This is a genomic window from Pedobacter sp. MR2016-19 (genome assembly GCF_014947265.1).
Classification (GTDB): domain Bacteria; phylum Bacteroidota; class Bacteroidia; order Sphingobacteriales; family Sphingobacteriaceae; genus Pedobacter.
The window spans coordinates 176,814-203,495 of record NZ_JADCNK010000010.1; the positions used below are offsets into that span (position 1 = coordinate 176,814).

Annotated in this window: 24 protein-coding genes; 15 read left to right on the top strand and 9 right to left on the bottom strand. The window is 36.8% G+C overall.

What is annotated here, in order from left to right; all coding sequences use genetic code 11:
• The first annotated feature begins 249 nt into the window (after positions 1-249).
• The 9 genes from dnaK to IM793_RS14885 all read left to right on the top strand — a co-directional run bounded on the left by dnaK (position 250) and on the right by IM793_RS14885 (position 12,216).
• Positions 250-2,106 carry a molecular chaperone DnaK gene (dnaK, locus tag IM793_RS14845; protein ID WP_193422621.1) on the top strand — a complete coding sequence of 619 codons (1,857 nt, stop codon included), beginning with the start codon at positions 250-252 and terminating at the stop codon, positions 2,104-2,106.
• A 686-nt stretch (positions 2,107-2,792) separates the two neighbouring features.
• Positions 2,793-3,713 (top strand): M28 family peptidase, encoded by a 921-nt coding sequence (locus IM793_RS14850; protein ID WP_193422623.1) that lies wholly within the window; start codon positions 2,793-2,795, stop codon positions 3,711-3,713.
• A 147-nt stretch (positions 3,714-3,860) separates the two neighbouring features.
• Positions 3,861-4,160 carry a hypothetical protein gene (locus IM793_RS14855; protein WP_193422626.1) on the top strand — a complete coding sequence of 100 codons (300 nt, stop codon included), beginning with the start codon at positions 3,861-3,863 and terminating at the stop codon, positions 4,158-4,160.
• A gap of 68 nt (positions 4,161-4,228) precedes the next feature.
• On the top strand, positions 4,229-5,260 hold the full coding sequence (locus IM793_RS14860) for an Atu2307/SP_0267 family LLM class monooxygenase (protein ID WP_193422628.1): 1,032 nt from the start codon (positions 4,229-4,231) through the stop codon (positions 5,258-5,260).
• A 528-nt stretch (positions 5,261-5,788) separates the two neighbouring features.
• On the top strand, positions 5,789-6,127 hold the full coding sequence (locus tag IM793_RS14865; RefSeq protein WP_193422675.1) for a DUF559 domain-containing protein: 339 nt from the start codon (positions 5,789-5,791) through the stop codon (positions 6,125-6,127).
• A 368-nt stretch (positions 6,128-6,495) separates the two neighbouring features.
• A complete protein-coding gene (locus IM793_RS14870) occupies positions 6,496-8,874 on the top strand; it encodes a DUF2339 domain-containing protein (protein ID WP_193422630.1) in 2,379 nt (792 codons plus the stop codon).
• Positions 8,864-10,084, top strand: coding sequence for a DUF3999 family protein (locus IM793_RS14875; protein WP_193422632.1), 1,221 nt, complete (start codon positions 8,864-8,866; stop codon positions 10,082-10,084). Before IM793_RS14870 ends, IM793_RS14875 begins: the two co-directional genes overlap by 11 nt.
• 14 nt (positions 10,085-10,098) lie before the next feature.
• A complete protein-coding gene (locus IM793_RS14880) occupies positions 10,099-11,220 on the top strand; it encodes a suppressor of fused domain protein (RefSeq protein WP_193422634.1) in 1,122 nt (373 codons plus the stop codon).
• Positions 11,221-11,259: 39 nt separating this feature from the next.
• Positions 11,260-12,216: a zinc dependent phospholipase C family protein gene (locus IM793_RS14885; RefSeq protein ID WP_193422636.1), complete on the top strand. Its 957-nt coding sequence runs from the start codon at positions 11,260-11,262 to the stop codon at positions 12,214-12,216.
• Here IM793_RS14885 and IM793_RS14890 read toward each other — a convergent pair whose 3' ends face one another.
• The 9 genes from IM793_RS14890 to IM793_RS14930 all read right to left on the bottom strand — a co-directional run bounded on the left by IM793_RS14890 (position 12,217) and on the right by IM793_RS14930 (position 20,403).
• Positions 12,217-12,903 (bottom strand): DedA family protein, encoded by a 687-nt coding sequence (locus IM793_RS14890; protein ID WP_121282604.1) that lies wholly within the window; start codon positions 12,901-12,903, stop codon positions 12,217-12,219.
• 65 nt (positions 12,904-12,968) lie between these two features.
• A complete protein-coding gene (locus tag IM793_RS14895) occupies positions 12,969-13,670 on the bottom strand; it encodes a DUF4397 domain-containing protein (RefSeq protein ID WP_193422638.1) in 702 nt (233 codons plus the stop codon).
• Between the two features lie 59 nt (positions 13,671-13,729).
• On the bottom strand, positions 13,730-14,407 hold the full coding sequence (locus IM793_RS14900) for a DUF4397 domain-containing protein (protein ID WP_193422641.1): 678 nt from the start codon (positions 14,405-14,407) through the stop codon (positions 13,730-13,732).
• A 90-nt stretch (positions 14,408-14,497) separates the two neighbouring features.
• Entirely contained in the window at positions 14,498-15,622 is a 1,125-nt protein-coding gene (dnaN, locus tag IM793_RS14905) for a DNA polymerase III subunit beta (RefSeq protein WP_086545224.1), read from the bottom strand.
• A 33-nt stretch (positions 15,623-15,655) separates the two neighbouring features.
• On the bottom strand, positions 15,656-17,314 hold the full coding sequence (gene gldG / locus IM793_RS14910) for a gliding motility-associated ABC transporter substrate-binding protein GldG (RefSeq protein ID WP_370629791.1): 1,659 nt from the start codon (positions 17,312-17,314) through the stop codon (positions 15,656-15,658).
• 26 nt (positions 17,315-17,340) lie between these two features.
• Complete coding sequence (gldF, locus tag IM793_RS14915) at positions 17,341-18,066, bottom strand: gliding motility-associated ABC transporter permease subunit GldF (protein WP_193422645.1); 726 nt, start codon at positions 18,064-18,066, stop codon at positions 17,341-17,343.
• 73 nt (positions 18,067-18,139) lie between these two features.
• Complete coding sequence (locus tag IM793_RS14920; protein ID WP_193422647.1) at positions 18,140-18,682, bottom strand: outer membrane beta-barrel protein; 543 nt, start codon at positions 18,680-18,682, stop codon at positions 18,140-18,142.
• 5 nt (positions 18,683-18,687) lie between these two features.
• Positions 18,688-19,395, bottom strand: a complete 708-nt coding sequence (locus tag IM793_RS14925) for an ATP-binding cassette domain-containing protein (RefSeq protein WP_193422649.1) — start codon at positions 19,393-19,395, stop codon at positions 18,688-18,690.
• Positions 19,396-19,482: 87 nt separating this feature from the next.
• The gene (locus IM793_RS14930; RefSeq protein ID WP_193422651.1) at positions 19,483-20,403 is read right to left on the bottom strand and encodes a glycerophosphodiester phosphodiesterase family protein; all 921 of its coding nucleotides are present in this window, start codon (positions 20,401-20,403) and stop codon (positions 19,483-19,485) included.
• Positions 20,404-20,777: 374 nt separating this feature from the next.
• Between IM793_RS14930 and IM793_RS14935 the strand changes: the two genes are divergently transcribed.
• From IM793_RS14935 to IM793_RS14960, 6 genes are all read left to right on the top strand, one after another.
• Positions 20,778-22,421, top strand: coding sequence for a glycine--tRNA ligase (locus IM793_RS14935; protein WP_193422653.1), 1,644 nt, complete (start codon positions 20,778-20,780; stop codon positions 22,419-22,421).
• Positions 22,422-22,785: 364 nt separating this feature from the next.
• Positions 22,786-23,652 (top strand): DUF6252 family protein, encoded by an 867-nt coding sequence (locus tag IM793_RS14940; protein WP_193422655.1) that lies wholly within the window; start codon positions 22,786-22,788, stop codon positions 23,650-23,652.
• A gap of 141 nt (positions 23,653-23,793) precedes the next feature.
• Positions 23,794-24,201 carry a helix-turn-helix transcriptional regulator gene (locus tag IM793_RS14945; RefSeq protein ID WP_193422658.1) on the top strand — a complete coding sequence of 136 codons (408 nt, stop codon included), beginning with the start codon at positions 23,794-23,796 and terminating at the stop codon, positions 24,199-24,201.
• A gap of 86 nt (positions 24,202-24,287) precedes the next feature.
• Positions 24,288-25,052 (top strand): SDR family NAD(P)-dependent oxidoreductase, encoded by a 765-nt coding sequence (locus tag IM793_RS14950; RefSeq protein ID WP_193422660.1) that lies wholly within the window; start codon positions 24,288-24,290, stop codon positions 25,050-25,052.
• A gap of 191 nt (positions 25,053-25,243) precedes the next feature.
• A complete protein-coding gene (locus IM793_RS14955; RefSeq protein WP_193422662.1) occupies positions 25,244-25,933 on the top strand; it encodes a CAP domain-containing protein in 690 nt (229 codons plus the stop codon).
• Between the two features lie 83 nt (positions 25,934-26,016).
• Positions 26,017-26,526, top strand: coding sequence for a GtrA family protein (locus tag IM793_RS14960; RefSeq protein WP_193422664.1), 510 nt, complete (start codon positions 26,017-26,019; stop codon positions 26,524-26,526).
• Positions 26,527-26,682 lie beyond the last annotated feature (156 nt).

Here is a 26,682-nt window from a genome sequence, read left to right on the forward strand (position 1 = left end):
CACCTTAAAACACAAAATACATATTAAAAATTAAAGAAAAACAACACAAAACAAACAAACAAGCAGATCCGATAGAAAAAAATTAAACATTTTATCACAAATAATAAATCTCAAAAATATCACATCGTTATTATTTTGCTTTTAGAAATAAACTATACGCTATTTTCAGTCATAATTTCTTTAGGTTTATATTTTCTTGCTAACAAATGAATGACATAACCTTTATTTAAAAAGCATATTTTTGCTCCTATGGCAAAAATATCAATTAACCTTGCTACAGGTTCGTTTCAGAAGGAAGAAATTATAGTTGGAATAGATTTAGGCACAACCAATAGTTTGGTGGCGTTTATCAATCCAGATAAAAATCCGCAGGTAATTAACGATGCTGGCAAAGGAATATTGGTACCATCAGTAGTCTATTTTAATGGCCAGAATGAAGCGGTTGTAGGTAACGAGGCGAAAGAATACTTAACTACTGATCCCTCTAACACGATTTTCTCCGTTAAAAGGCTTCTTGGCCGATCCTATAAAGACGTAGCCGAACACGCCGCTATTTTTTCTTACAAAATTATTGACGACGATACCGATGCTTTGGTGAAAATCCAGGCTGGTAACCGTTTTTATACGCCTATAGAATTATCTGCAGAAATTTTAAAAGAACTTAAAGCAAGAGCAGAACATGCCTTAAAAACACCAGTTAACAGGGCTGTAATCACTGTTCCGGCTTACTTTAACGATAGTCAGCGCCAGGCCACCCGTGATGCAGGGAAACTGGCCGGTTTAGATGTGATGCGAATTGTGAACGAACCTACCGCAGCAAGTTTAGCTTATGGCATTGGTTTAGATCCTTCGCAACAAAAAACAATTGCAGTTTACGACTTAGGGGGAGGAACATTCGATGTATCTATTCTACAGATTCAAAATGGAATTTTTGAGGTTTTGGCCACAAACGGAAATACATATTTAGGTGGTGATGATTTCGATAGGGCCATTTTAAACTATTGGCTGGAGAAAAACAATCTTGATGTAACGGTAGTTGCTCAGGATAACATTTTAATGCAAACCTTACGTTTACAAGCTGAAGCTGCTAAAAAAGCTTTATCGACCCAAAATTTATATAATGAACAGGTTGGCGAAATCTGGTGCACTCTGGATAAACAAACTTTTGAGCAATTGATTGCCGCAAAAGTGGAAGAAACCATCACAGCCTGTAAAAATGCATTGAAAGATGCTGATTTAACCTCTGCCGATATCGACGAAGTAATCTTAGTGGGCGGTTCTACCCGTACACCATATGTAAAACAGGCCGTAGAGAATTTCTTCGGTAAAAAACCTCAAGATAATATCAACCCTGATGAAGTTGTCGCACTTGGTGCAGCCATCCAGGCTGATGTTTTGGCCGGAAACCGTTCTGATATCTTATTGTTAGATGTAACACCACTTTCTTTGGGAATCGAAACTATGGGTGGTTTAATGGATGTTATTATTGCCCGCAACAGCAAAGTACCTACTAAAGCAGGTCGCCAATACACCACTTCTATTGATGGACAGGTGAATATGAAAATTTCTGTTTACCAGGGTGAGCGCGATCTGGTTAAAGAAAACAGGAAACTTGCCGAATTCGATTTAAAAGGAATCCCTGCAATGCCTGCTGGTTTGCCAAAAGTAGATATCAACTTTTTATTGAATGCCGATGGCATTTTAACCGTGCAGGCGATAGAATTGCGTTCTGGTGTTAAACAAGAGATCGAAATCACGCCAAGTTATGGTTTGAGCGACGATACGGTAGAAAAAATGTTGATCGATAGTATTACACACGCCAAAAGCGATGTGGAGCAACGGATGCTGATTGAAGCAAGAAGCGAAGGTGAACAATTGGTTTACACGGCTGAAGGTTTTATCAAAAAACATGCAGAACATTTAAGCGAGACCGAAATTGCAGAAACCGTGGCACATATCGAATCGTTAAAAACAGCTTTAGCCTCACAGGAAAAAGATACCATTTTAAAGAAAGCAGATGAACTGAATGAATTTACCCGCCCATTTGCTGAGCGTGTAATGGATGCTGCGATTTCTACTGCAATGAAAGGTAAGAAAATAGAGTAATTTCCGCTGGAAATCGGCAGTTTTCAGTTAACAGCTGCCGATTTTAACCTAGTTGATTCATCCTGAACTTGCTTCTATAGATACGTCATTTTGAACTCGTTTCAGAATTTTTCCAGGTTATAAGCTGATATGACTTATGTTCCTTATACGTTTCAAATCTGCTTAAGATCTTCATTCCGATTTTTTTTTGGAAAGCAATACCAATGCTAATCGGCTCCGAAAGCCCCGCTTAACGCTTTACTTCGTTGCACTTCGTGTTCGCTATAATCGGGTTTAACTCACTAGGGCCAGCGTAAAAAACTCAGGTTGCAGGGTGCTTAAACAATTTCAATCGCCAGTTTCAGGTAGCAATAATACAATCGCATCATCTTGAACTTGTTTGATAGATATGTCATTCTGAACTTGTTTCAGAATCTTTCCAGGCATAAGCTGATATGATCTTATGTTCCTTATATGGTTCAAATCTGCTTAAAATCTTCATTACGTTTTTTTTGAAAGCAATACCAATGCTAATCGGCTCCGAAAGCCCCGCTTAACGCTTTACTTCGTTGCACTTCGTGTTCGCTATAATCGGGTTTAATAGCGAGGGCTAACCAAAAAAACACTGGTTGATCTGCCCATAAAACAAACCCAAATCATTATCTTCGGTTAAGGATCATTGATCAAACATTCTGATACTTTAACCCATGCTTAAAATCTTAATTCGCTTTCTCTTCATTTTCATTGTATATCAAGGTAGTGCCTCTGCGCAATCAGATACAAGCCTAATCAAAACTTATTTAAAAACCTTAACCAAAACGCCTCAATTCCGTAACCATACCAATATCGATCAACTCAATTTAACGGCAGATTATATCAAAACAATTTTTGAAAAGTCATCAGATAGTGTTTCCGCACAGGAATATCATGTTGATCAAAAAATCTATAAAAATATCATCTGCTCTTTTGGTACAGAAAATAAAAAACGGATTATCGTTGGCGCACACTACGATGTTTGCGGAGATCAGGAAGGTGCTGATGATAATGCCAGCGGTATAGTTGGTTTAATGGAACTTTCCAGGTTGCTTAAAGGTAAAAAACTCAATTACCGCATTGATCTTGTAGCTTATACTTTAGAAGAACCACCCTATTTCAGAACCGAATTTATGGGCAGTTACATTCACGCCAAATCATTAAAAGAATCAAAAGCTGAAGTATTTGGTATGATTTCACTCGAAATGATTGCTTATTTTAAGGACGAAGCCAAATCGCAATCCTACCCTTTAGGTATTTTATCAGTAAAGTATGGAAACAAGGGGAATTACATTACACTGGTTAAAAAATTCGGTTCTGGTGAATTTGTAAATCAGTTTTCTAAAAACTTTAAAGCAAGCAAAAGTATCTTAACTAAAACATTTGCCAGCCCACCTTCACTCCCAGGTATCGATTTTTCTGATCATTTAAATTACTGGAAATTTGACTACGATGCCATGATGATTACCGATACCTCCTTTTACCGGAATAAAAATTACCACCAAAAAACCGATACCATGGAAACCCTCGATATACCAAAAATGAGCAAAGTAATTGATGGCGTTTATAATGGACTCATTTCTTTTAACCCATAATAAATCCAGAATATGGTTAAATCGATCAAAGTTAAAGACAATGGCAACATATTCATTATGATTTATATCTTCTCAATGTTCCCATTATTCTTTGTCGCACCAATATTTATGTTTGATCTAAGTTATGTGCAATCAGCTATAATCTCAATGTCTATATTAACTGTGTTCTTTATTTTCTACTTTAAAAACCTAATCGCGAAGCAGGATGAATACGCAATTATTGCCGATGAAAATGAAATCACCTTATTAAATTTGGGAACCTTTAAATGGAATGAGGTTAAACTTGTAAAAGCTATTGATGAGTCGTTTGGCCGCAGAAGAACTTATTTCATTAACATCATCTTACAAAACGGCATAAAATTTAAAATCGAATCCACAAATTTTGATTACCCCAACCGCGAATTGGAAACAATTCTAAAAACGCTGGGTAAACTCACCGATTCATAAATTTCTTACCATACATCAAAAACTGATAACCCCTTATCCATTAACTTTGTTAAAATTATTTTAACACTATGGAATTAGGTATCGGAATGTTTGGCGATCTGCAGATCAATGCAAAAGGAGAAATTCAACCCGCCCAGCAAAGACTTCAGGAAATTATAGCAGAGATAAAACTAATGGACGAAGTTGGTTTAGATTTTTATGGCATTGGCGAACACCATCGCCCTGATTACGCCGTATCCAGTCCTGAAATTATACTGGCCGCTGCAGCCACGGTAACTAAAAACATTAAATTAAGCAGTGCAGTTTCGGTTTTAAGTTCATCTGATCCCGTTAAACTGTATCAAAATTTTGCGACGATAGATTTAATTTCGAATGGTAGAGCCGAATTAATGGCTGGCCGTGGAAGTTTTATCGAATCGTTTCCGCTGTTTGGTTATAACCTACAAGATTACGACGAACTTTATGAAGAAAAGCTTGAATTACTCCTTAAAATAAACAAGGAAACCAAAATTAGCTGGAAAGGTAAATTCAGAGCAGAACTGAATAATCAGGAAGTGTTGCCAAGAGCTGTAAATAATAACTTAAAAATATGGGTTGCCGTTGGTGGAACACCAGAATCAGTAGAGCGTGCGGGGAGATTAGGCCTACCGGTGATGTTTGCCATTATCGGAGGTCAGCCTATACAGTTTAAACCACTTTTTGATTATTACAAAAAAGTGTACCAAGCCTATGGCCATGATATGAACAAGTTCGAAGTAGGTGTTCATATGCATTCCTTATTTGGCGAAAACAGTAATGAAGTTGCAGATTACTATTACCCGCTTTATTCTGCACAGATGAACAGAATTGGTAAATCGCGCGGTTGGGCTCCTTATCAACGTAACCAGTTCGATGCTGGCCGAAGCAATAGCGGAGCCTTAATTATTGGTGATGTAAACGAATCGGTAGATAAAATTTTAGCTATGGAAGAAACTTTTGGCTTAACCCGTTTCTCTGCCCACATGGATGTTGGCGGACCATCTCACGCCGCAATGATGAAATCGATAGAGTTATTCGGAAGCAAAATTGCGCCAAAAGTACGCGAAGCTTTGAATAAGTAATTAAGCGTTGTTGTTTTTACAAAAATCTGTAAAAAAGGATAGATTTAATGTAGATACAATCCAACAAAAAACCACCCCAATATCATTACGTTTAATGATATAAATCTCAAAAAGATGTCACACTGAGCGTAGTCGAAGATATTTATTTGCATTTTATCAATCTCAAGAAGTCTTCGACTACGCTCAGACTGACGACCGCGGTGCCTAAATAATGACATTGCCCCACCCCCTCCTTGAAAATAAGGAGGGGAGTTGATTCACCTAATAAGATTACGCAGCAAAAGATTCGAACTATAAATCTTATTACCCGAAACTAATCTTTCTTCAGCACATCCTTGGAATAAAGAGTAGCTATTTCATCTTTTAAAATGTTAGCCAAAGGGTTCAAACTCTAAACCTCAATCATGTAAACTGATTTTGCCTCAGCAGTTCTTACTCCCCTCCTATTTTAGGGGGCAAGGGGTGGTAAACTGAGCAAAAATTAATTTGAAAACAGTTATATTGAATCATGGCAATTCATAATCTTAAATACCTAAAAACAAAAGAAAGGAGCTAAGAAACAACCTTACTCCTGCTGAGGCTACCATGTGGATGTATCTGCAAAATTCAAGACTTGATGGTAGAAAATTCAGACGCCAGCATAGTGTTGGAAATTATATTTTAGATTTTTACTGTCCATCAGAAAAATTAGCTATTGAAGCTGATGGCAGTAGTCATGATGATTATTCAGCAGAAATATACGACAAAGAACCAACTGATTTTTTAAACAGTAAAGGAATTAGTGTCATCAGATTTGAGAATGCTGAAGTTTTTGAATCAGAAGAAATGGTTTGTGAAGCTATTAAAAATCATTTTAAAAACAGATGACTAATAAACCACCCCCAGCCCCTCCTTGAAAATAAGGAGGGGAGCTGATTCGCCTAATAAGATTATACGCAGCAAAAGATTCAAACTATAAATCTTATTACCCAAAACTAACCTTGCCTCAGCACATCCTCGTAATAAGGAGAATAACTATTTCATCTTATAAATATATAACAGAAGCTTCAAACTATAAACCTTATTACCATTGGCCAACCTCAACTCAGCAGTACGTACTCCTCTCCTATTTTAGGAAAGTTTATACCGACCTATTGCCAGGCAAAGGCGGTAAAACACCTCATTTATTATATTCCTCCTTATAAAAATAACATTCCTATATTAGTAAAGTAAAAATACGTAGTACAAAATATAGAATGGATAATTCCGAAAAATTAAATCTGCTATTAATTAAGCTGGAAAACTTATTGCTCAGGCAACAAGGCTTTGAAGCCGAAATTCAAGCCTTAAGAAATGAGGTAAGGGCGCTGCAAACGCCAGGATCAGTACCTACGCCTTCAACAATAACTCATGAGCCTATAATTACACCACCAGCAAGAAATACACCTCCCAACTTTGCCACACAACTTTCGGCTGCACAACAATCTACCCCTGCGCCTATCCCGCCTGTGGCAAACCAAAAGCAACCTAATTTCGCTGATAGATTTAAGCGCGAAAACATGGTTAAATCTGATTTCGAGAAGTTTATAGGAGAAAACCTGATCAGCAAAATTGGTATCCTGATTTTAATTATCGGTGTAGCAATCGGAGCCAAATATGCCATTGATCACGATATGATTAGTCCACTTACAAGAATTGTTTTGGGTTACGCTGTCAGTGTAGGTTTAATGGCTTTTGCCATTAAGCTTAAAGCTAAATATGAAAATTTTTCAGCCGTGTTGGTTAGCGGTGCGATTGCGATTATGTATTTTATTACCTATGCAGCTTACGATTTCTATTCCTTAATTCCGCAGGCACTGGCCTTTGCTTTAATGGTTCTATTCACCTCATTTACCGTTGTTGCAGCAATCAAATATAACAAACAGGTTATCGCCCATATTGGTTTGGTTGGTGCTTATGCTGTTCCATTTTTATTGAGCGATGGCTCTGGTAAAGTTGGTATTTTGTTTACCTACATGGCCATTATCAATATCGGGATTCTGGTACTCAGTTTCAAAAAATACTGGAAACCCCTGTTCTATGCATCTTTTGGCTTAACATGGATCATCTTTTCTGCCTGGCGCTTAGATTTAAGCAGTACAAATAATTATTTTAGTCTCGCAATATTATTTTCAACGCTATTTTTCCTCACTTTTTACATTACCAACTTAGCGTATAAAGTAAGCAAAAAAGAAGTTTTTGGCTTTAGCGATGTAATCATCTTACTTTTAAATTCATTCGTATATTACGGAATAGGCTATTTAATATTATCAGATAACAAAAACAGCGCTGAATTGCTGGGCTTGTTTACATTGGCAAATGCTGTGATCCATTTTTTGGTATGCCTGATTATTTACAAGAAAAACCTTGCTGATAAAAACCTGTTTTATCTTATCCTGGCAATGATGATTACCTTTATTACCATGGCTGTTCCTGTTCAGTTAGATGGCGGTTGGGTAACCATTTTCTGGGTGGTAGAGGCCGCAGTGCTGTTCTACTTAGCTCGGGTAAAAAAGATTGTTATTTACGAAAAACTATCATTTCCATTAATATTTCTTGCCTTTTTTAGTCTGCTGGAAGATTGGACAACTTATTATGATATCTACAATGGGAATTCAATCACAATCACACCAATCATTAATGTAGGTTTTTTAACCGCATGCATATTTATTGCCTGTTTTTTCTGGATGTTCAGTATCAGCAAAAAAGAAAGTGACGAGCCTGTACAATGGATCTGGATGAGACGGATACTTAGTTATTCCATTCCCGCTATTCTGGTTTTTGTGATCTATATGACCTTTAGGATTGAGATCTCTAAACACTTTAACAACCTCTTACAATTGAGTAAGATTAACCTTAATCCAAAATCGAATTTTTATGACTCAAGCACTGAATACAACTATAATTATCTGACTTTAAAAACAGCATGGATTTATATTTACACCCTGTTTTTTACCTCAGCATTAAGTTATCTGAACATTAAAAAATTCAAAAACAGCGAACTTGCTGTTGCTAACCTTCTGATTAATCTTCTGGTTATCATAGCGTTTCTAACATTCGGACTTTATAACTTAAGCGAGCTTAGAGATGCCTATTTACTTCCTGAAAGTAAATATTTCAGTATTGGCTCACTTAATACCTGTACCAGGTATGTGGCAATTGCTTTTTTTGCTTTACTGATTATACAGTGCAACCAACTGCAACGTTCAGGGCTGTTGAAAAAGGATTTGAAAATGATGTTCGATTTTTTACTTTATGTTTCCCTGTTATGGATCATCAGCAGCGAATTGATCAACATTTTAGAATTATCGCATTCAGAAGGAAGTTATAAACTCGGATTGAGCATCCTTTGGGGTGTCTTTTCATTATTCTTAATTAGCATGGGCCTGGCCAAAAACAAAAAACACTTACGCATTGGGGCGATGGTTTTATTTGGAATAACATTGATAAAGCTTTTCTTGTACGATATCTATTCTTTAAGCACAATCTCTAAAACCATAGTTTTTGTGTCGTTAGGGGTATTATTGCTTATCATTTCTTTCCTTTACAATAAATACAAACATTTAATTATAGATGATGCTAAAATTGAAAATTAAACTATTTAGCTTGCTTTTGCTTTGTACCAGTATCGCAAATGCGCAAACCAATACATACAAATTTAAACGGAGTATAACCGGTGTTAATACGGTCTGGCATAAAATGACGCTGCCAGATGATTTATATAAAAAAGCAACTGTAAGTCTCGAAGATTTAAGGATCTTTGGCATTAATGGAAAAGATACCACAGAGGTTCCTTACCTGTTAAAACAGCGTGCCGATAAGGTAACTTTAAATGATATTACATTTAAACAGATTAACCAAAGTGCCAATCCAAATGGTTACTATTATACATTTCAATCACCAGAAATAAACATAATTAATCAGATTAAGCTGGCTTTTAAACAAGAAAACTTCGATTGGAAAGTGACCCTTGAAGGGAGTAATGATAACAAACAATGGTTTGCCATCTTATCAGACTACCGAATTTTATCCATTAAAAATAACGATACAGATTACCAGTTTACCAAATTGAATTTTCCTGATTCGAAATATCATTATTTTAGGATTGCGGTAAAAAGCACTACACAGCCTGAATTATTGGAAGCAAAAATCTCAAAAACAGATACTATAAAGGGAACCTATAAAGAGGTTCGATACAAATCTTTCGATGTTAAAAACGATGTATCCAAAAAGGAAACCGTTGTTGATGTAACCCTAAACACTCCGGTTCCCTTATCCTATCTAAAGTTGAATGCACAAAGCGATTTCGATTTTTACCGTCCGATCAAAATTGAATATGCAACAGATAGTTTTAAAACCGACAAAGGTATCCAGTATAATTATGCGAATCTTTACGAAGGCACAATAAATTCTTTGGAAGAACCGGCATTCAATTTTGAAAATACCGTTACATCCAGGTTAAAAATTACTATCCAAAACAACGACAATAAACCATTACGGTTAAGTAGTTTACAGTTAAAAGGAAACATTTACGAAATTATTGCCCGCTTTGATGAGCCAAAAAATGAATATGCCCTATATTATGGTAATGAAAAGGCAACTAATCCGGTTTATGAAATTGAAGAATTCGAAAATAAAATCCCGGTTAATTTAACCAGCGTAAACATTGGAGCGGAACAGCAAAACCCGGCTTACTCCATAAAAATAGAAAAACCATTATTCGAAAATAAAGCCTGGCTTTGGGCACTAATGGTAGTTATTATTGGGCTATTGGGCTGGTTTTCATTTAAAATGTTGAAGAATTAAGATGTAGATTAAAGATGAGTTTATTAAAAAAGTTATTTGGTTCAGACGCTCCTAAAAGGGAAAAACCAGAAGTACTCATGGAATTGAGAAGTCCAGCTTGTCCGATTACTGCTATTGTGGAGCAGGATAATCAAGTTGCTTATTTTTATTTGTGGGGTGATGAAGATTCCGATTTCGGAGTTAAAGCCTGCTGGATCAGAAATCTGGATGAAGCCCCGATAACTGCAGATTTAAAACAAATGGAAGAAGGGATCCCACCAATGTTAATCAAAGCATACTGCAGGTTCCCTGGAGGACAAATACCTCTGCAAGCAGATGATTTAGAAATTGTCTGGTTTGAGGAAGGTGATGGTGCTGCTTTAATGGAAAAGGGAGAAGTTATTGCTATCATCCCCTCCTGGGCTGGCATGAATGGTTTCTCAGGTTATGCCAGAGACTGCGTCGACGAAGGAGAATATTGCTGGGAACTTAAATCTTCTAATATCTTGTTAGAAAGGGTTAGAAAAGCAAAAGAATACTGGCAATTGTGGGATCTGGAAATTAATCCATTTCAGATGATTCAACCCCAGTTGCTCAAGCAATATGAAGATAATTTAGGTAAAAGTGATCAATATTTTGCAATAGATGGAAACGAATGGCCGCCCAGAGGCTTATTTTTGAAGAAACGAGAGATTAAGGATGTATTTGTAACTGTCGGACTATCGTTACTACCCATGCCAGTGGCTGAAATGTATAGCGAAGACCCTAATGAGGTAAACAGAATAGAATTGGGCTTGCTCTTAAATGCAGGTTTGTCTCAGGCAGAACTTAACCTTATTGGCAGTTGGATCAGTGGACAGGCAGGCATTCCATGGAAGAGAATTTCCTGGCTTGGGAACGGCCACACCGTTACTTTTAATATTCTTGAACGCACAAAAATGACATCGGTAGTACTGGTGAAACATTTGAATCACTTACCGGATATACAGCTTGAAAATTATCGTGATAGTCAGGTGAATATATTATGGATGGTGCCCATTACTGAAAACGAAAGAAATTTTATTATAGATCATGGATTTGAGCCCTTCAGTGAAAAGTTAAATAACATCGGATCAGAAATTTTCAATATTGACCGTGATGAAATTAACTTAAGTTAAAATCAGGACAAATAATAAATATTTTTTTTATCTTAGGATATGAAAAGATTAACGATTTTAACCGCGTTAATCATCCCTATATTCCTTTGTACCTCCTGGGGCTTCTTTGCACATCAAAGGATAAACAACCTTGCTGTTTTCACTTTGCCTTCTGAAATGATCGGTTTCTATAAAAAGAATATCAAATACATTACCGAACACGCTGTTGACCCAGATAAACGGAGGTATGCTGACACCCTTGAAGCGCCACGGCATTACCTGGATGTGGAAAATTATGAGAAACATATTGATAGCATTCCTAAAAAATGGGATGATGCCCTGGCTAAGTATGGATTGAAAAAACTGAACACCGATGGCATTATCCCCTGGCAAATACAGCGTAGCTATTTTGGTTTAGTTAAAGCCTTTAAAATGCATGATTCAGTAAAAATCTTAAAATATTCTGCAGATCTGGGCCATTACATTGGCGATGCACACGTTCCTTTACACACTACTGCCAACCATAACGGGCAACTTAGCAATCAGGTTGGCATCCACGCTTTTTGGGAAAGCCGTTTGCCAGAACTGTTTTCTACAAATTACAATTTTGTTGTAGGACAAGCAGATTATATCGAAAACCCATTGCAAGAAATCTGGAAAGTACTCAAACATACCCACAGTTTGGTTGATACCGTTCTGAGTTTTGAAGCAGAATTAAATGCAGCATTTCCTTCCGGACAAAAGTATAGTTTTTCAGAACGGAACAATACGGTGCTCAAACAATACTCCAGAGAATATTCAAAGGCTTATCACGATAAGATGAACAATATGGTCGAAAAGCAGATGCGTGCTGCCATATTAACCACAGGTTCGTTCTGGTATTCTGCCTGGGTAGATGCCGGACAGCCAGTGCTTAAAAAACTGGTTAAAACCGAAATATTGGCAGATGAACAAAAAGAAGAAAAAGAAACCGAAAAGAAATACCAAAGTGGCAAACTTATCGGCAGGGAACTTTAGTTATGATTTGGGATCCTCTCCCTCAATAATTTTTTCAACCTTTTTAGGCTCTAAGCGGCTTCTAACGGCAGCCCAAATAGCAGGAACAAAAGTAACTACAGCAATAAAAATGATGACTAGCTCGAAGTTATTTTTGATTACCGGAATCTGCCCTAACAGGTAACCACCAATTAATAAAGCGAAAATCCAGGTAACACCACCAATAATATTATAATAGGTAAAACGACCAAAAGGCATTTTAGCTATACCAGCAACGAAAGGAGCAATTGTCCGGAAAATCGGCAAGAACCGGCTCAACATGATGGCTTTACCACCATGTTTTTCAAAAAATTCATGTGATTGGTGATAATATTTAAGTTTTAAGATTTTGTTTTTCTCTTTAAATACCCCAGCGCCCAAAACACTTCCTAATTTATAGTTAACTGTATTTCCTAAAATCGCTGCTACAATTAATATTAGGAGCATAATCCAGATATTCAAACCGGTTTCATGTTCACCTGCAATTAATGCACCCATAGCGAAAAGTAACGAATCGCCAGGAAGGAATGGTGTAACCACAAAACCTGTTTCAGCAAAAATGATCAGGAATAAAATAAGATAGGTCCAGGTACGATATTCATTAACAATTTCGGCTAAATGAACGTCAATGTGTAGAATAAAATCTAAAAGCTGATGTAGTAATTCCAATTTATCTGATTTTGGGCAAAAGTATGAATAGTAAAGTGATTAATGCTTAAAATAGCAAATAATAATTAGTTAGATGAGATGATCCGATTTTTAAGCTCACCTTTTTTGTCACCATCAAACAAGATCAGGTAAACTCTTCCATTATTAATCGTAAGAGAATCTAAACGTGTTACCACAGGTGGTGGATTTGTTGCTGTAGGGCTAGATAATTTAAATGCATATTTCATGATATTATTGACTTTTACTTTAAAAGTCTTAATCTCACCATGATCAATTGAAGATTCAATTGGATTAGCTGTGTTTGTACTGTCTGTAATCACAACTTTAGATCCAAGTGTGTAACCCAGGTTCAAAAAAGTTAACTTAGCAGAGTCCAGATCTGGTTTTACATCATCCGTATAAACTTTCAATTTTGCAGGACCGCCTGTTTTGTCTTTATAATAAAAAACAGAATAATTCTGCCCAATTTTAAATTGCTGATTAGCCAAAGAAGTAGCATCTACACCTGTACCTATGTTTTTGCTTGTGATACTAAAGACAGAATCGCCGGGTATAACAACATAACTTGTATTTGTATTATAAGCTACCGAGGTTCCAATCTGTATCCCATTTAAATAAAAATTTTGAGTGGTATCGGTGGAAGCCGCTTGAAAAAAACGGATTTTCGCATCTCCTTTAATGAAATTATCGTTTTTGATACAAGAGCTGATTAAAAAAACGCATGCAAAAAGAAGGAATATTTTGGAAAACAATATAGTATTTTTCATATAAAATTGCCAATGCTAATAAAACGTAAAGATAGCAGAAAGCATATCAAACTTTGAAATTAATTATCGGTAATGATATGTGCGGTTAATGTTGCAGCAGTAGTACCACTAAACCAGATTGTATAAATTTTACCACCTACCAAATTTGTATTTTCAATCGTTTTAATACTACCGGAACCTACCACTGAATATCTTAAATTTAGACCTGTATCTACCGTAAAATAATTCGATGCTTCTTTAAAAGCCAATCCGTTAACGAATTGTGTACCTCCCTGCACCATAACGTTTATTCCTGTAGCAAAACTAGGTGTAAGGTTGATCAGTTTAATTTTCACCTTGGCTGATTCTGTATTACTCAGATTATCTTCATAATTCACAATTTCCAGCTCGCCCTTTTTATTGGTAACCAAAAAAGTAGTATAGGTAATAGATGGCGTAAAGTTTAATGAAGTATCTATACTCGTATCATTTGCTCCGGTGTAAGAAACACTTCTATTGCCTGAAGGTATTTTTACATATTCGCTCGTTTCGCCAAATGCTAAAGCTGAAGTGGTTAGTTTCTCATTATCTAAATAAAAATCCTGATGATCCCCGGCCAGCGAAGCATTAACCATTTTTAACTTGGCCTGGCCATTAACTACTTCTCCTGGATTATTCTTTTTACAGGATGACAGACCTGTACTGCATAAGGCCACGAGCAAAAGCAGTAATTTCGGGAGATTGTTATAGATTTTCATTAGTTTGTGTTAATTGATTGATTGGTTAAAACAAAAATGGCTCGGTCAAAAACCAAGCCACTTTCTTATCAAAACTAATGAATTAGTTTTTTAATAACTATTGTTTAGCATCACAGGCATAACCAACATTAAAACATCTTCATTTTCGTCATTGGTTTGCGGAATTAAAAGTCCGGCTCTATTTGGCGTAGAAAGTTCTAAAGTAACTTCATCACCACTTAAATTACTTAACATTTCGATTAAAAAGCGTGCATTGAAACCAATTTCGAGGTCTTCACCATCATATTGGCAACTTAAACGCTCATGTGCCTCATTAGCAAAATCCAAATCTTCAGAAGAGATATTTAATTCACTTCCGCTAATTTTCAATCTTACCTGATGCGTCGTTTTATTTGCAAAAATTACCACCCTGCGAAGAGTGTTTAAAAACAAACTCCTATCGATAATTAGCTTGTTTGGATTATTGGTTGGAATTACCGCCTCATAATCAGGATAGCGCTCGTCTATTAAACGACACACTAAGTTGATATTTTCGAACTTAAAGAAAGCGCTTGTTGCATTATAATCTACTGATACATTAATATCTGTTGAAGGTAAGGCAGCTTTTAAAAGTGTTAAGGCTTTTTTCGGAAGAATGAATGAGGTTGCTTTATCTGCTTTGCTATCCATGCGGCGATATCTCACCAATTTATGAGCATCAGTAGCTACAAAGGTGATGTGCTGAGGAGATAACTGACAGAATACACCTGTCATAGCCGGGCGCAACTCATCATTACTTACCGCGAAAATAGTTTTTGTTATGGCTTCGGTTAAAACTGATGCCGGTAAATTTACAGAAGAAGCGTTTTCTACTACAGGAATCTTCGGAAAATCATCCCCATTTTCACCACTCAATTTATATTTACCATCTCCGGCGCTGATCTCGATCGCAAAAGTACTATCATCGATATTGAAAGCGATCGGTTGATCTGGTAATGTTTTAAGTGTATCTAATAAAATTTTAGATGGAACAGCTACTTTACCTTCTTCCTTTGATTCTACAGCCAAAGCAGTTGTCATGCTGGTTTGCAGATCGGTAGCAGAGATAGTTAAGTTTCCATCTTTAATTTCGAAGAGAAAATTTTCTAATATAGGCAAAACCGTACTGCTGCTTGATGCACCATTTACGGTTTGTAAGTGTTTTAATAGAGTTGATGTGGATACAATAAATCTCATGATGTTATTTAGTCTTCTTCAAAAATATAAAAATTATTTAGCGTACTTGTATTTGCGGTAATAATGTTGAAAAATCGCAAAGAATATTAACAATAGCAAGGGCGCCACAACATTTATAAATTGCCATTTTGTTTTTTCGAGCTTAATTTTGGCTTTATCCAACAATCTGATCTTTACTTCTTTATTCCGTAGGGCAATTAAGTTATCATTATCTGTAAAATAATCGACAATGTTGAGCAATAAGGCCTTGTTGCCAAAAGTACGTTGCGAATAACGATCGAAACCTAATGGAAAAGGCGTTCCGTTTTGCGCTGATACCTGGTTTTTAAAAATATCTCCATCTCCTATCACGATCATTTTAGCCGATTTGCTGGCACTTTGTAAGGTATAAGGCTGTGTAATGGAAGCTGGTAAGGGGCGCCCTGCAAAAACCGACGGAAATTGACCTTCCAGCATTAAACCAACATGTTGTGGTTTACTTTGGAAAGAACGCGGATCTAACTGTTCGCTTACCATTTGCAAGCTAAACAATTTCGGCACATTATATACTTTGTTATAAGGAGAGGTATTTAAGATGTACGATTTCTTCACACCTTTAAGCCCGATAGTATCTACCGTGCTGGGAAATTCAGATTTTACCCCATCCAGCTTTTTCACCACACTTTCAGCCGTATCAGGCAACAAAACAGGGTAATAAATCCAGGGTAATAGTTGCATTTGGTTCTGTCCGCCTACAACTCCTGTTGAAACCGGAATTTCGGCACTGTTAGCCGGATCAGCAATAATATTATAATTAATCCTTGCGCCATACATAAAAAGCATATCATCCAGGTTCAGATTATTATTAACAGCCATCTGTCCACCTTTTCCACGCAAACTATCCAATTCGGCAGTTACCTGGTCGATACTCCAAACTACCCTCCCGCCATTCATTACAAAATAGTTGATTTTGTATTTCTCAGTTTCTGTAAAGGATTTCCTGGGCTTGGCAATAATGAGCATTTTCAGTTTATCAAGCCCAGCCTTATCAATACTATTTAAATCAATACGGCCAACCAGATAACTGTTGGATAGGGTGTGAATGGCATCAGCCAGTTGCAAATCAGAAAGTTCGCCATTTGATTCCGAGAAGCCAATCCTTGGATTATCACCAGAAAGTACCTTCTTTAAACTTGAAGTAAAGATATACTCCAGATTTTCAATAGCACGGTTGATATTGTCTTCGTAATTCCCACGGGTATCCAAATTCTGAAAAAGTTTAATGGGGAATTCCTTACCCTCACTCTCCATCATCGCCATCGGAAATACGAGTTTCTGCGTTAACCCACTTTCTGTTTTAACACTTAAATTGGTTGCTTCTATTCCTCTTTCGTACAAATTATTGATTACAGTATCCTGATCGGCCTGATTAAGCCCTGCTATAGGATCCACAAAAACCACTTTAACTTCCTTTTTAGCGTAAGCTTTATAATCAGATAAAATATCCGACACGGCAGCTTGCAGGCGTTTAAATGCAGGTGGCAACTCTCCAGCTAAAAATACAGTAATCATTACTGGTTTTTCATTTTTCTGCAGTAAAGTTTTTGTTTTCTCACTCAGTGTAAAACGTTTATCGGCTGTAAAATCAAAACGATGAAAAGCATACTGCCCAACAACATTTAAAATAATCAGTGCCGTTATTACTATGATCAAATTAATCCATTTATTCTTCAGCTTCATTATCGTTTACCTCCTATTATTAATTTGGTGAACAATAAAAAAAGTACTGAAAAGGAAATAAAGTAAATCAGATCTCTGGTGTCTAAAACCCCACGGCTTATCGAAGTATAATGTTGATTAATGCCTAAGTTGCGAATGATATTCTCCATACTTTGAAATGCGGCAATCTGACTACTATAATCGAAGCCTAAAAAAGCAAATGCACACAAGGCCGCACTAATAACAAATGCAATAACCTGATTTTTAGTTAATGCAGAAGAGAAAATACCAATTGCTGTAAATGCCGCACCCAATAAAAACAAGCCAATATAGGAACCAATAACCGATCCAGAATCTATATTTCCTTCAGGAAAACCTAATTTTGAGATACTATAATAATAGACTAAGGTTGGGATTAAGGCAAATAATACCAAAACCAGGCTCGCTAAATATTTTGCCACAATAATCTGCCAGATTTGGATGGGCCGGGTAATTAAAAGTTCGAAAGTCCCCTCTCTCCTTTCTTCGGCAAAAGAGCGCATCGTAATGGCGGGAATGAGAAACATGAAAAGATAAGGCACTAAACTAAAAAAGCCATCAAGTTCGGCATAACCATAATCAAGCACTGAGGTATCAGGAAAAAACCAAAGCAACAGGCCAGAAACCAACAGAAAAATGCCAATGGTAATGTATGCTACCATCGAACTTAAGAAACTGAATAACTCGCGTTTAAAAACTGCGTACATAGTTAAATTTAAGTGCCGAAGTTAAGAAATATTTTTTCGTTAGGTTACCGGGCTTAGAATCGCTGAGCATAACTTACAAGCCAAACATATAGGCAAACCTGATTCCCACAAATCCTTTACTATCTGATTTGTTTAAGCCGGCAATATTGTTTTTACCCGTCCATGCTTCGTATCGGATCCCTAAATCGAGTTTATTTCCTCCTGAAAGTTTGAATTGATTGCCAATACCGGGCGACCAGGCAAATAAGGTTTTTTGCTCCTTATTTAAGGGCAAAGCGGCTCCCAATTGACCTTCAGCATAAAAGCTTTCACTCAATTGGTATTTCAGTCCGGCTTTTGCAGGAATATAAGTTAAATCCTGCACATTGAAAAGTTGGTTCCTTCGGCCAAAAAAGTTCATAAAACCTGCATTTAAAGTTATGGCAAAATTTTCTGCAACCGGAAGATCAGCTTTTACTGATGCACCTAATCCAATTCCTGAAAGGTTAGAAAAATTACCTGACGGTAGACCAATTTCTGCCGCAACACCAATATTAGGGCTATTTTGAGCTTTTAAAAGTGTCGGACTTAAAAATAAAAAAGCTATAAGTATAATTTTGATTTTTATGATACGCATGAAATTTAAGCGGTTAATTTTCTGAAAATATCTTCTAATGATTGTTGTTGATGCGCTTTTTTAAGCCCCTCGAGTGAATCGCTTGCTACAATTTTACCTTTGTTAATAATGATGATGTCATCACAAATGGCTTCAACTTCTTGCATAATGTGGGTAGAGATAACCACCGTTTTAGCTTTGCCCAGTGTTTTGATCAGTTGCCGAATGTCGACCAGTTGGTTTGGGTCTAAACCAGAAGTGGGCTCATCTAAAATTAAAACCGCCGGATTATGAATAATCGCCTGGGCCAGACCTACTCTTTGGCGATACCCTTTAGATAACATACCAATTTTTTTATGTTGTTCTGGTGTTAAGCCTACCATTTTGATGACTTCGTCAATCCTTGCAGGTAAATTAATAAGTTTATACGTTTGACCAACAAAGTTTAAAAATTCCTTTACATACATATCAGTATAAAGTGGCGTATTTTCAGGAAGGTAGCCAATATGCTTTTTAGCTTCAATGGCATCAGAAAGAATGCTTTTACCAGAAATTTCAGCCTCACCAGATGTAGGTGATAAATAACCGGTAAGCATACGCATAGTGGTAGATTTACCAGCTCCATTTGGACCGAGGAAACCCAAAATACGGCCTGGTTTAGCCTCAAAACTGATGGAATCAACCGCTTTTTGCTTATCGTAATGTTTAGAAAGATTTTTAACTGAAATACTCATTTTGTATTTTTTACCACAGATTTGCACAGATCAACACAGATTTCATAATTGGTTAAACCGATCTGTGTGCATCCTTTCCATCTGTGGTTAATTAATATGCGGTGAACTTATTTTTTTATTATACCTAAATTTGTCCAACTCTTCTGATACCTGTTGTAAATTATCACCAGACAAAATATCTGCACCGTTGTTAACCAAATGATAATAAACATTTTTTACCGGACTGGCAATGGCACTTTTATCGATATTCCCCATAGTACCTAAAATAGTGGTAATACCTTTAGCATGTAAATATTGGTATAATTCTTTATCTGGAGCAGAAACACCAACAAATGCTACAATCCGGTTATTGGGAATACCAATATTATTTAAGCGTTTCAATTCTGCTTTCTTTTGAACAGATGCAGAAATCATTAAATCAGGCGCCAAATGATGCACTTCTTTTGCCTGATCTGCAGTATAGGTGATGATAATTGAATTACTTTCTACTTTATATTGCCTTACTTTTTCAATCACTTTTGCATAAGAAACGCCTTTTTTCAAATCGATGGTTAACAAAACTTTTCCCTTGCTCCAGCTCAGCACGCTATCCAAAGTGGGTATTTTAAATTTTGTTTCCTTGCCTTCCTCATCTTTCAGGTTAAAAGCTTTCAACTCTTCGTAGGTATAATTGCCAATTGGCCCTTTCCCTGTAGAAGTCCGATCGAGCTCATCATCGTGCATAATTACCATGACGGAATCTTTACTGTAAGCAATATCAAATTCGATTATTACCGGATTATAAGTAGTGGCATTATCGAATGTTTCGATACAGTTTTCAGGAAAACCAGGCATTGGGCCTCCCCGATGGGCACTGATTAATGGAAAACGGTTTTCTGGCGACCATTTTAAGAATTGATATAACTCCGCAGGTGTATTAAATTTAATATATTGGTGTTTTTTTTCTTCTGGTTTGCATGAGGTAAAAACTGCCACAATAACCAAAAATAGTAAATGATGGAATTTCATGTTTCAAAAGTAGGAAAAAATGGAAGACGGAAGCGGTAAAATGGAATGTTAAATCTGAAACCGATACGCTCTGCTATTGCTTTCCTCAATCTTTTGAACCACATAAGAGATTTAAGAACATATAAGCTGACTGGTCATATATCTGATTCCTTTTATAAAGGATGCTGAAATAAATTCAGCATGACGATAGCATCGGTTATTGTGTTTATAAAAAACCTTAAGCCTTATACCTTTACCTCACCTGACCACCTGAGCCGCATAAGCGCATCTAAGTTTTATGCAACATCATAATTTCACTGTTCCTTTAACGCTGATCAAAAACCTTTTACCTTTTACCTCTTACCTTTTACCTTATTTATTATCTTTGCTGCATTATGGCTCAAAAGAATAACGACGAACAATTTAAAAATGTAATATCACACGCTAAAGAATACGGTTTTGTATTCCAGAGCAGCGAAATATATGATGGCTTAAGTGCTGTTTACGATTATGGCCAATTGGGTGCCGAGTTAAAAAACAATATTAAAACCTACTGGTGGAAAGCCATGGTGCAGATGCACGAAAACATTGTGGGGATCGACTCTGCAATTTTTATGCATCCTAAGGTTTGGAAGGCCAGCGGGCACGTTGATGGTTTTAACGACCCGATGATCGACAATAAAGATTCGAAAAAACGTTACCGCGCCGACCAGTTATTAGAGAATAAAATTGACGAATTATATTCGGAATTAGCCAATTTCAGCGCAGAAAACAAAGCCAGATTTGAGGAGTTTCAACAAGAGATATTGGGTTTAAGTGATGAAGGGCAAGCGGCCTGGATTCCAAGTTTTAAAGATGAGGAGACCATTTTAGACAATGCAAAATATCCATTTGTTGATGAGGCAAGCTGGAGATTTGTAAAAAAAGGTTTAGCGCTTGAAGTAGAAATGAACCTTGCGCTTAAATCTGAAAATTTAGCGCAGCTAAAAGATTTAATTGTTGATTATAAAGTAATCTGCCCAATTTCTAAAACTTCTAACTGGACAGATGTACGTCAGTTTAACCTGATGTTTAGCACACAGTTTGGAGCCATGGCTGAAGGCAGTGATGAAGTTTATCTTCGGCCGGAAACTGCACAGGGTATTTTTGTTAACTTTTTAAATGTTCAAAAGTCAGGAAGGATGAAAATTCCTTTCGGTATTGCACAGATTGGTAAAGCTTTTAGAAATGAGGTAATTGCCCGTCAGTTTATTATGCGTATGCGCGAGTTTGAGCAAATGGAAATGCAGTTTTTTGTTCGCCCGGGTGAAGACACAAAATGGTTCGAATACTGGAAAGAAGCACGTTTAAAATGGCATAAAGCTTTAGGAACCAATCCTGAGAAATACCGTTACCACGACCACGTGAAACTGGCGCATTATGCCAATGCAGCAACTGATATCGAATTCGAATTCCCTTTCGGATTTAAAGAAGTTGAAGGAATCCACAGCCGTACCGATTTCGATTTAAAGCAACACCAGGAGTTTTCTGGCAAGAAAATGCAGTATTTTGATAACGATTTAAATGAAGAAGGTAAACCTTATGGCAATTACATTCCTTATGTAATCGAAACCTCGATCGGCTTAGACCGCATGTTCCTGTTAACCATGATTAATGCTTTTGAAGAGCAGGATTTAAGCACCGAAGACAAACAGGATAGCCGTACTTTATTACGCTTACACCCTGCTTTGGCTCCATATAAAGTAGCTATTTTCCCATTGACCAAAAAAGATGGTTTACCGGAAAAAGCACGCGAAATTATGGATGATTTGAAATTCGACTTCAACTGTATTTACGAAGAAAAAGATGCGATTGGTAAACGTTACCGCCGTCAGGATGCAGTAGGTACACCATTCTGTATCACGGTTGACCACCAAAGCTTAGAGGACAATACGGTTACGATTCGCCACCGCGATAGCATGGAGCAAGAACGTGTAGCCATTGCCGATTTAGCTGGCCTTATAGGTAAAGCTACGAACTGGAAGGCATTGTTGGCATAAAAGTATAAATCCGTCATCTCGAGCGGAGAGCAACGAAGCCGAGAGATCTGCATCGAGATAGATCTCTCCACTCCGCGATGCTTCGGTCGAGATGACGACCGTTTTATCAAGTCGCAGGTTTAAACCCTACGACTTTTTTGTATATAAAAGATGGATTTAGGCGAACACTACAGTAAACTTTTACCGATCAACCGCTAAGATAGCTGCCGGAAATTATGAGATAGATCATTTAATAGATTCTGAAGCCGATAATCGTTTGGGCATTACTTTAATGATCAGAAATATGTTAAAAGCTGCATACCTTTTCATTAGAGCTAACTAAATTCTTTATCTTAGCATATTATTTACCAAAAAAATAACGCTCGTGAAATTACCGCTGTTGGCACTGGTATGCCTCTTAATTACATCTTCTTGCAAAAAAGAAATTGATTATCATCAGGAATGGGATTTATCTACTATGAGTGCTAAAGTTGATGGTACTTTGGTGCAATGTACATTAGCTACTGCCCAGGTTTATGATGTAGATGGACAAATAAGTGTCCAAATCTCGGGTAACAAAGGAATTAATACTGGCTTTAGTTTAATGATCAGCGATTTTAAAGGTGTTGGCACCTATAATTTATCGGATAATAACACGGCGACTTACCTTTTGGATATATCAGGATTACAAGATGCTTACATCGGCGATCCATCAGGAACAATAAAGATAACCAGTTATTTAGCAAACAAATACATTAAGGGTAGTTTTGAGTTTAAAGGACAAAGTCAATCTACTTCAACAAGCAAAACCATTAGCGAGGGGCAATTTATGATCAGTTTGGTTCCGGTTAAACTGCCAGAAACCAATAACAGCACTAATAATTTAAGTGCAAAGGTAGATGGCACCACAATAGGTTTTACCGGTGAAGCAATATCAATCAACACTTCTATTATTGGGAATATACTTACGATTGCAACTACAAATGGTGATAAACAAATGATTCTTTCAGTAACAGATTATAAAGGCATTGGCACATACGATCTCGCAACCGAGGGAATTGGATCTTATATGAAGGACCAAACACCTACAGGCTCATTTACGTCTACAAGTGGTACTTTGGTGATTACAAGTGAAGCTGGGGATAAATTAAAAGGAACATTTTCATTTAATGCCCTAAATGAAAATACAACGATTAATACATCAGTAACGGTTACAGATGGTACTTTTGATCTACCATTTAGCAAAAAATAAGTATTAACTTTTAAAATCTAAAGCCGTTGAACTAAAAATCAATGGTTTTTACATTTAATAATTCTTCGGTCACAAATAACTTTTAGATTTCATATTCATTTATCCGGATATTACATTTGTTGAACCAGCAATCGCTTTAATATGAAAATTCCACAGAAGTTTTTTGCCCGTCGACATGAAATTGCGGCAGATTATTTAAAAGAATTAGATAAACACCTTGACGACATCGTATCTGGCCGTGCTATAGAAATGTTTGAAGTAAGAGATTTTGCCGATTTAATCCATGTACACCCTACTCATTTAAGTAACACGATTAAGGCTGCTACCGGACATTCGCCATGTTTCTTTTTCGAAGAGCGTTTAATGGAAATTTCGAAATCAATGTTACAGAATGTAAGTATGCCTATTGCCGAAATTGCAAGGACACTAACTTACGATCCATCTAACTTTACCAAGTTTTTTAAACACTTCGCTGGCCAAACACCAAAACAATATCGGGAGACTTATTTCGAGTCTTTAGCTACCAATAAGGAAATTGTCACCATATAAAACTTAAACAGTCACCATTTTTACTTAAGCTGTCACCATTTTTACAGCCAATTTCCATCTAATTTTGTTTAACAAATTAAAAGAAAATGGAAACACAAAATAAAATTGCCCTGGTAACCGGTGGTAGCCGCGGACTGGGAAAAAACGCAGCATTAAAAATTGCCGCAAAAGGAATTGGTGTAATTGTTACTTATCAATCCAAAAAAGAGGAAGCAGAAGATACCGTAAATGAAATAAAAGCGCTGGGTGTACCAGCAGCAGCAATACAGTTAAATGTTGGCGATTCTAAAACTTTTGATGCCTTTTTTACGGAAGTTAAAAACGTACTAAAATCTGTTTTTAATGCAGAAAAATTCGACTTCCTGATCAATAACGCCGGGATTGGGATCCACGCTTCATTTGCTGATACAACTGAGGAACAATTTGATTCCTTAGTAAACATTCATTATAAAGGCGCTTTCTTTTTAACCCAAAAGGCTTTGCCATTATTAAATGATGGTAGCGGAATCATTAATGTATCATCGGGACTGGCACGTTTTGCAACCCCAGGTTATGCGGCCTACGCTTCAATGAAAGGTGCCATGGAAACTTTAACAAAATACCAGGCTAAAGAATTGGGTGCAAGAGGAATCAGATCGAACATTATTGCTCCAGGTGCTATAGAAACCGATTTTGGCGGTGGCATGGTACGAGATAACGATCAGCTTAACGCCGGGATAGCTGCTAATACTGCTTTAGGCCGAGTGGGCTTACCAGACGATATTGGCGGTGTAGTAGCATTTTTATGTACCGAAGATGCAAAATGGATTAATGCACAGCGCATTGAAGCATCTGGCGGTATGTTCTTATAAACCATTCGTGCTTTTTAACCACCAGGACACGAAGGCAGAAAGATTAATTTCTTGTGTTCTTAGTGCCTTGGTGGTTATCTTTTTTGGTAGCTCGTCAACGCTAACCGCTAAACGCCATGCGCTAAACACCATCCAAATCTACAACCAGAAAATAATCTGCATCAAAAGACGTTATCCATGAAAACCGTCAGATGCTTAAACTACTGCTACCTACCCTTTTATTTTTAATTTTTGTTACTGGTGCAAGCGCTCAAAAATGGACAGATGCGGAATTCCGCAGGGCCAATACCGCAGCAAATGTTTCTTATTTAACCAACGAAGAGAAAAATGTGGTGATGTATATGAACCTGATCCGTATTGATGGCGAAAAGTTTTATTACACTTTTTTAGAAGATTACATTAACAACTATAACGCTAAAGTAAAGCAATATAGAAACTATAACGAACTGCGGATTACCCGTAACAATAGCTATTATACCTCTTTATTAAAGCATTTAAGGGGAATAAAAAATCTGCCGGCATTTTACCCTAACGATAAACTGACCTCTTTAAGCCGTAGCCATGCACAAGATTTAAACAGGAATAATTTAGATACACACGAAAGCAGCAACGGCGATAAGTTTTCGAAACGTTTATCCAGCTATTTCCCAAATAAGGCCATGAGCGAAAATATCGATTTTGGTTACTCGAACAGTTTAGATATTGTTTGCCATTTACTGTTAGATTGTGGTGTGCCTTCGCTTGGTCACCGGTTTAATTTGCTCGATCAGAAATACAAACTGAACACTGTTGGTGTGAGCATCCAGCCACATCCATCATACACCTGGTGTGCGGTAATCGATTTTGTAGCACAACCGGCATATTACACTAATAATCAATAAAAAGCTTAAGTGATCTAATTACGGCGGTAATAAAAATTTAATTGTAAATTGCGCCCAAAAATAACAACGAACAATTTTAAGTAATGCGTAACGCCATTTTAGCCGTCATAGATTTTTTTCATCCTCCATTTAAAAAATTTATTTCTTTACATAATTTCAGGTATCTGGCTACTGGTGGTGGCACTTTATTATTGGGAATTTTAAGTTATTATTTTGCTTACTTTTTCATCTTTAAAACTGAGGAGGTAAACTTTGGGGTAATTGTGCTACAAAGGGAAACGGCCTCGTTATTAATAGATTATATCATTGCTATTCCAACCAGTTTTTTACTTAACAAATATGTCATATTTACACATAGTGAATTAAAGGGAAGGGTTCAGCTTTTCAGGTTTTTAAACCTCCAGTTTATAAACATACTGGCAAACTATGTTTTATTGAAGTTTTTGCTGGAACTTTTGAGAGATTACCCAACTTTAGCAATGCTTTCGAGAATACTGGTTTCAGTCTTAATGGCGCTTTTCAGCTACCTCTACCAGCATTACTTTACATTTAGTGTGAAAAAAATTGGGGATAAAAATGGGAAGAAGGATTAATAATTGTTTTCCACGGATATAGCGAACAGCCCAACAGAACCTCACCGATGAAATGCTACAGCACCTTTCCTAATCATTAACCTTATTTCTTTTTGGAAAGCAGTAACATAACTTTTCGGTTTATTCAGTTCCGCCTTCAATCAAGTCCTCACTCGT

Bases quoted from the DNA above. Each gene is read 5' to 3' on its own strand.
- dnaK (WP_193422621.1), top strand. From the start codon at position 250: ATGGCAAAAATATCAATTAACCTTGCTACAGGTTCGTTTCAGAAGGAA.
- IM793_RS14850 (WP_193422623.1), top strand. From the start codon at position 2,793: ATGCTTAAAATCTTAATTCGCTTTCTCTTCATTTTCATTGTATATCAA.
- IM793_RS14855 (WP_193422626.1), top strand. From the start codon at position 3,861: ATGTCTATATTAACTGTGTTCTTTATTTTCTACTTTAAAAACCTAATC.
- IM793_RS14860 (WP_193422628.1), top strand. From the start codon at position 4,229: ATGGAATTAGGTATCGGAATGTTTGGCGATCTGCAGATCAATGCAAAA.
- IM793_RS14870 (WP_193422630.1), top strand. From the start codon at position 6,496: ATGGATAATTCCGAAAAATTAAATCTGCTATTAATTAAGCTGGAAAAC.
- IM793_RS14880 (WP_193422634.1), top strand. From the start codon at position 10,099: ATGAGTTTATTAAAAAAGTTATTTGGTTCAGACGCTCCTAAAAGGGAA.
- IM793_RS14885 (WP_193422636.1), top strand. From the start codon at position 11,260: ATGAAAAGATTAACGATTTTAACCGCGTTAATCATCCCTATATTCCTT.
- IM793_RS14895 (WP_193422638.1), bottom strand. From the start codon at position 13,670: ATGAAAAATACTATATTGTTTTCCAAAATATTCCTTCTTTTTGCATGC.
- IM793_RS14900 (WP_193422641.1), bottom strand. From the start codon at position 14,407: ATGAAAATCTATAACAATCTCCCGAAATTACTGCTTTTGCTCGTGGCC.
- dnaN (WP_086545224.1), bottom strand. From the start codon at position 15,622: ATGAGATTTATTGTATCCACATCAACTCTATTAAAACACTTACAAACC.
- gldF (WP_193422645.1), bottom strand. From the start codon at position 18,066: ATGTACGCAGTTTTTAAACGCGAGTTATTCAGTTTCTTAAGTTCGATG.
- IM793_RS14920 (WP_193422647.1), bottom strand. From the start codon at position 18,682: ATGCGTATCATAAAAATCAAAATTATACTTATAGCTTTTTTATTTTTA.
- IM793_RS14925 (WP_193422649.1), bottom strand. From the start codon at position 19,395: ATGAGTATTTCAGTTAAAAATCTTTCTAAACATTACGATAAGCAAAAA.
- IM793_RS14930 (WP_193422651.1), bottom strand. From the start codon at position 20,403: ATGAAATTCCATCATTTACTATTTTTGGTTATTGTGGCAGTTTTTACC.
- IM793_RS14935 (WP_193422653.1), top strand. From the start codon at position 20,778: ATGGCTCAAAAGAATAACGACGAACAATTTAAAAATGTAATATCACAC.
- IM793_RS14945 (WP_193422658.1), top strand. From the start codon at position 23,794: ATGAAAATTCCACAGAAGTTTTTTGCCCGTCGACATGAAATTGCGGCA.
- IM793_RS14950 (WP_193422660.1), top strand. From the start codon at position 24,288: ATGGAAACACAAAATAAAATTGCCCTGGTAACCGGTGGTAGCCGCGGA.
- IM793_RS14955 (WP_193422662.1), top strand. From the start codon at position 25,244: ATGCTTAAACTACTGCTACCTACCCTTTTATTTTTAATTTTTGTTACT.
- IM793_RS14960 (WP_193422664.1), top strand. From the start codon at position 26,017: ATGCGTAACGCCATTTTAGCCGTCATAGATTTTTTTCATCCTCCATTT.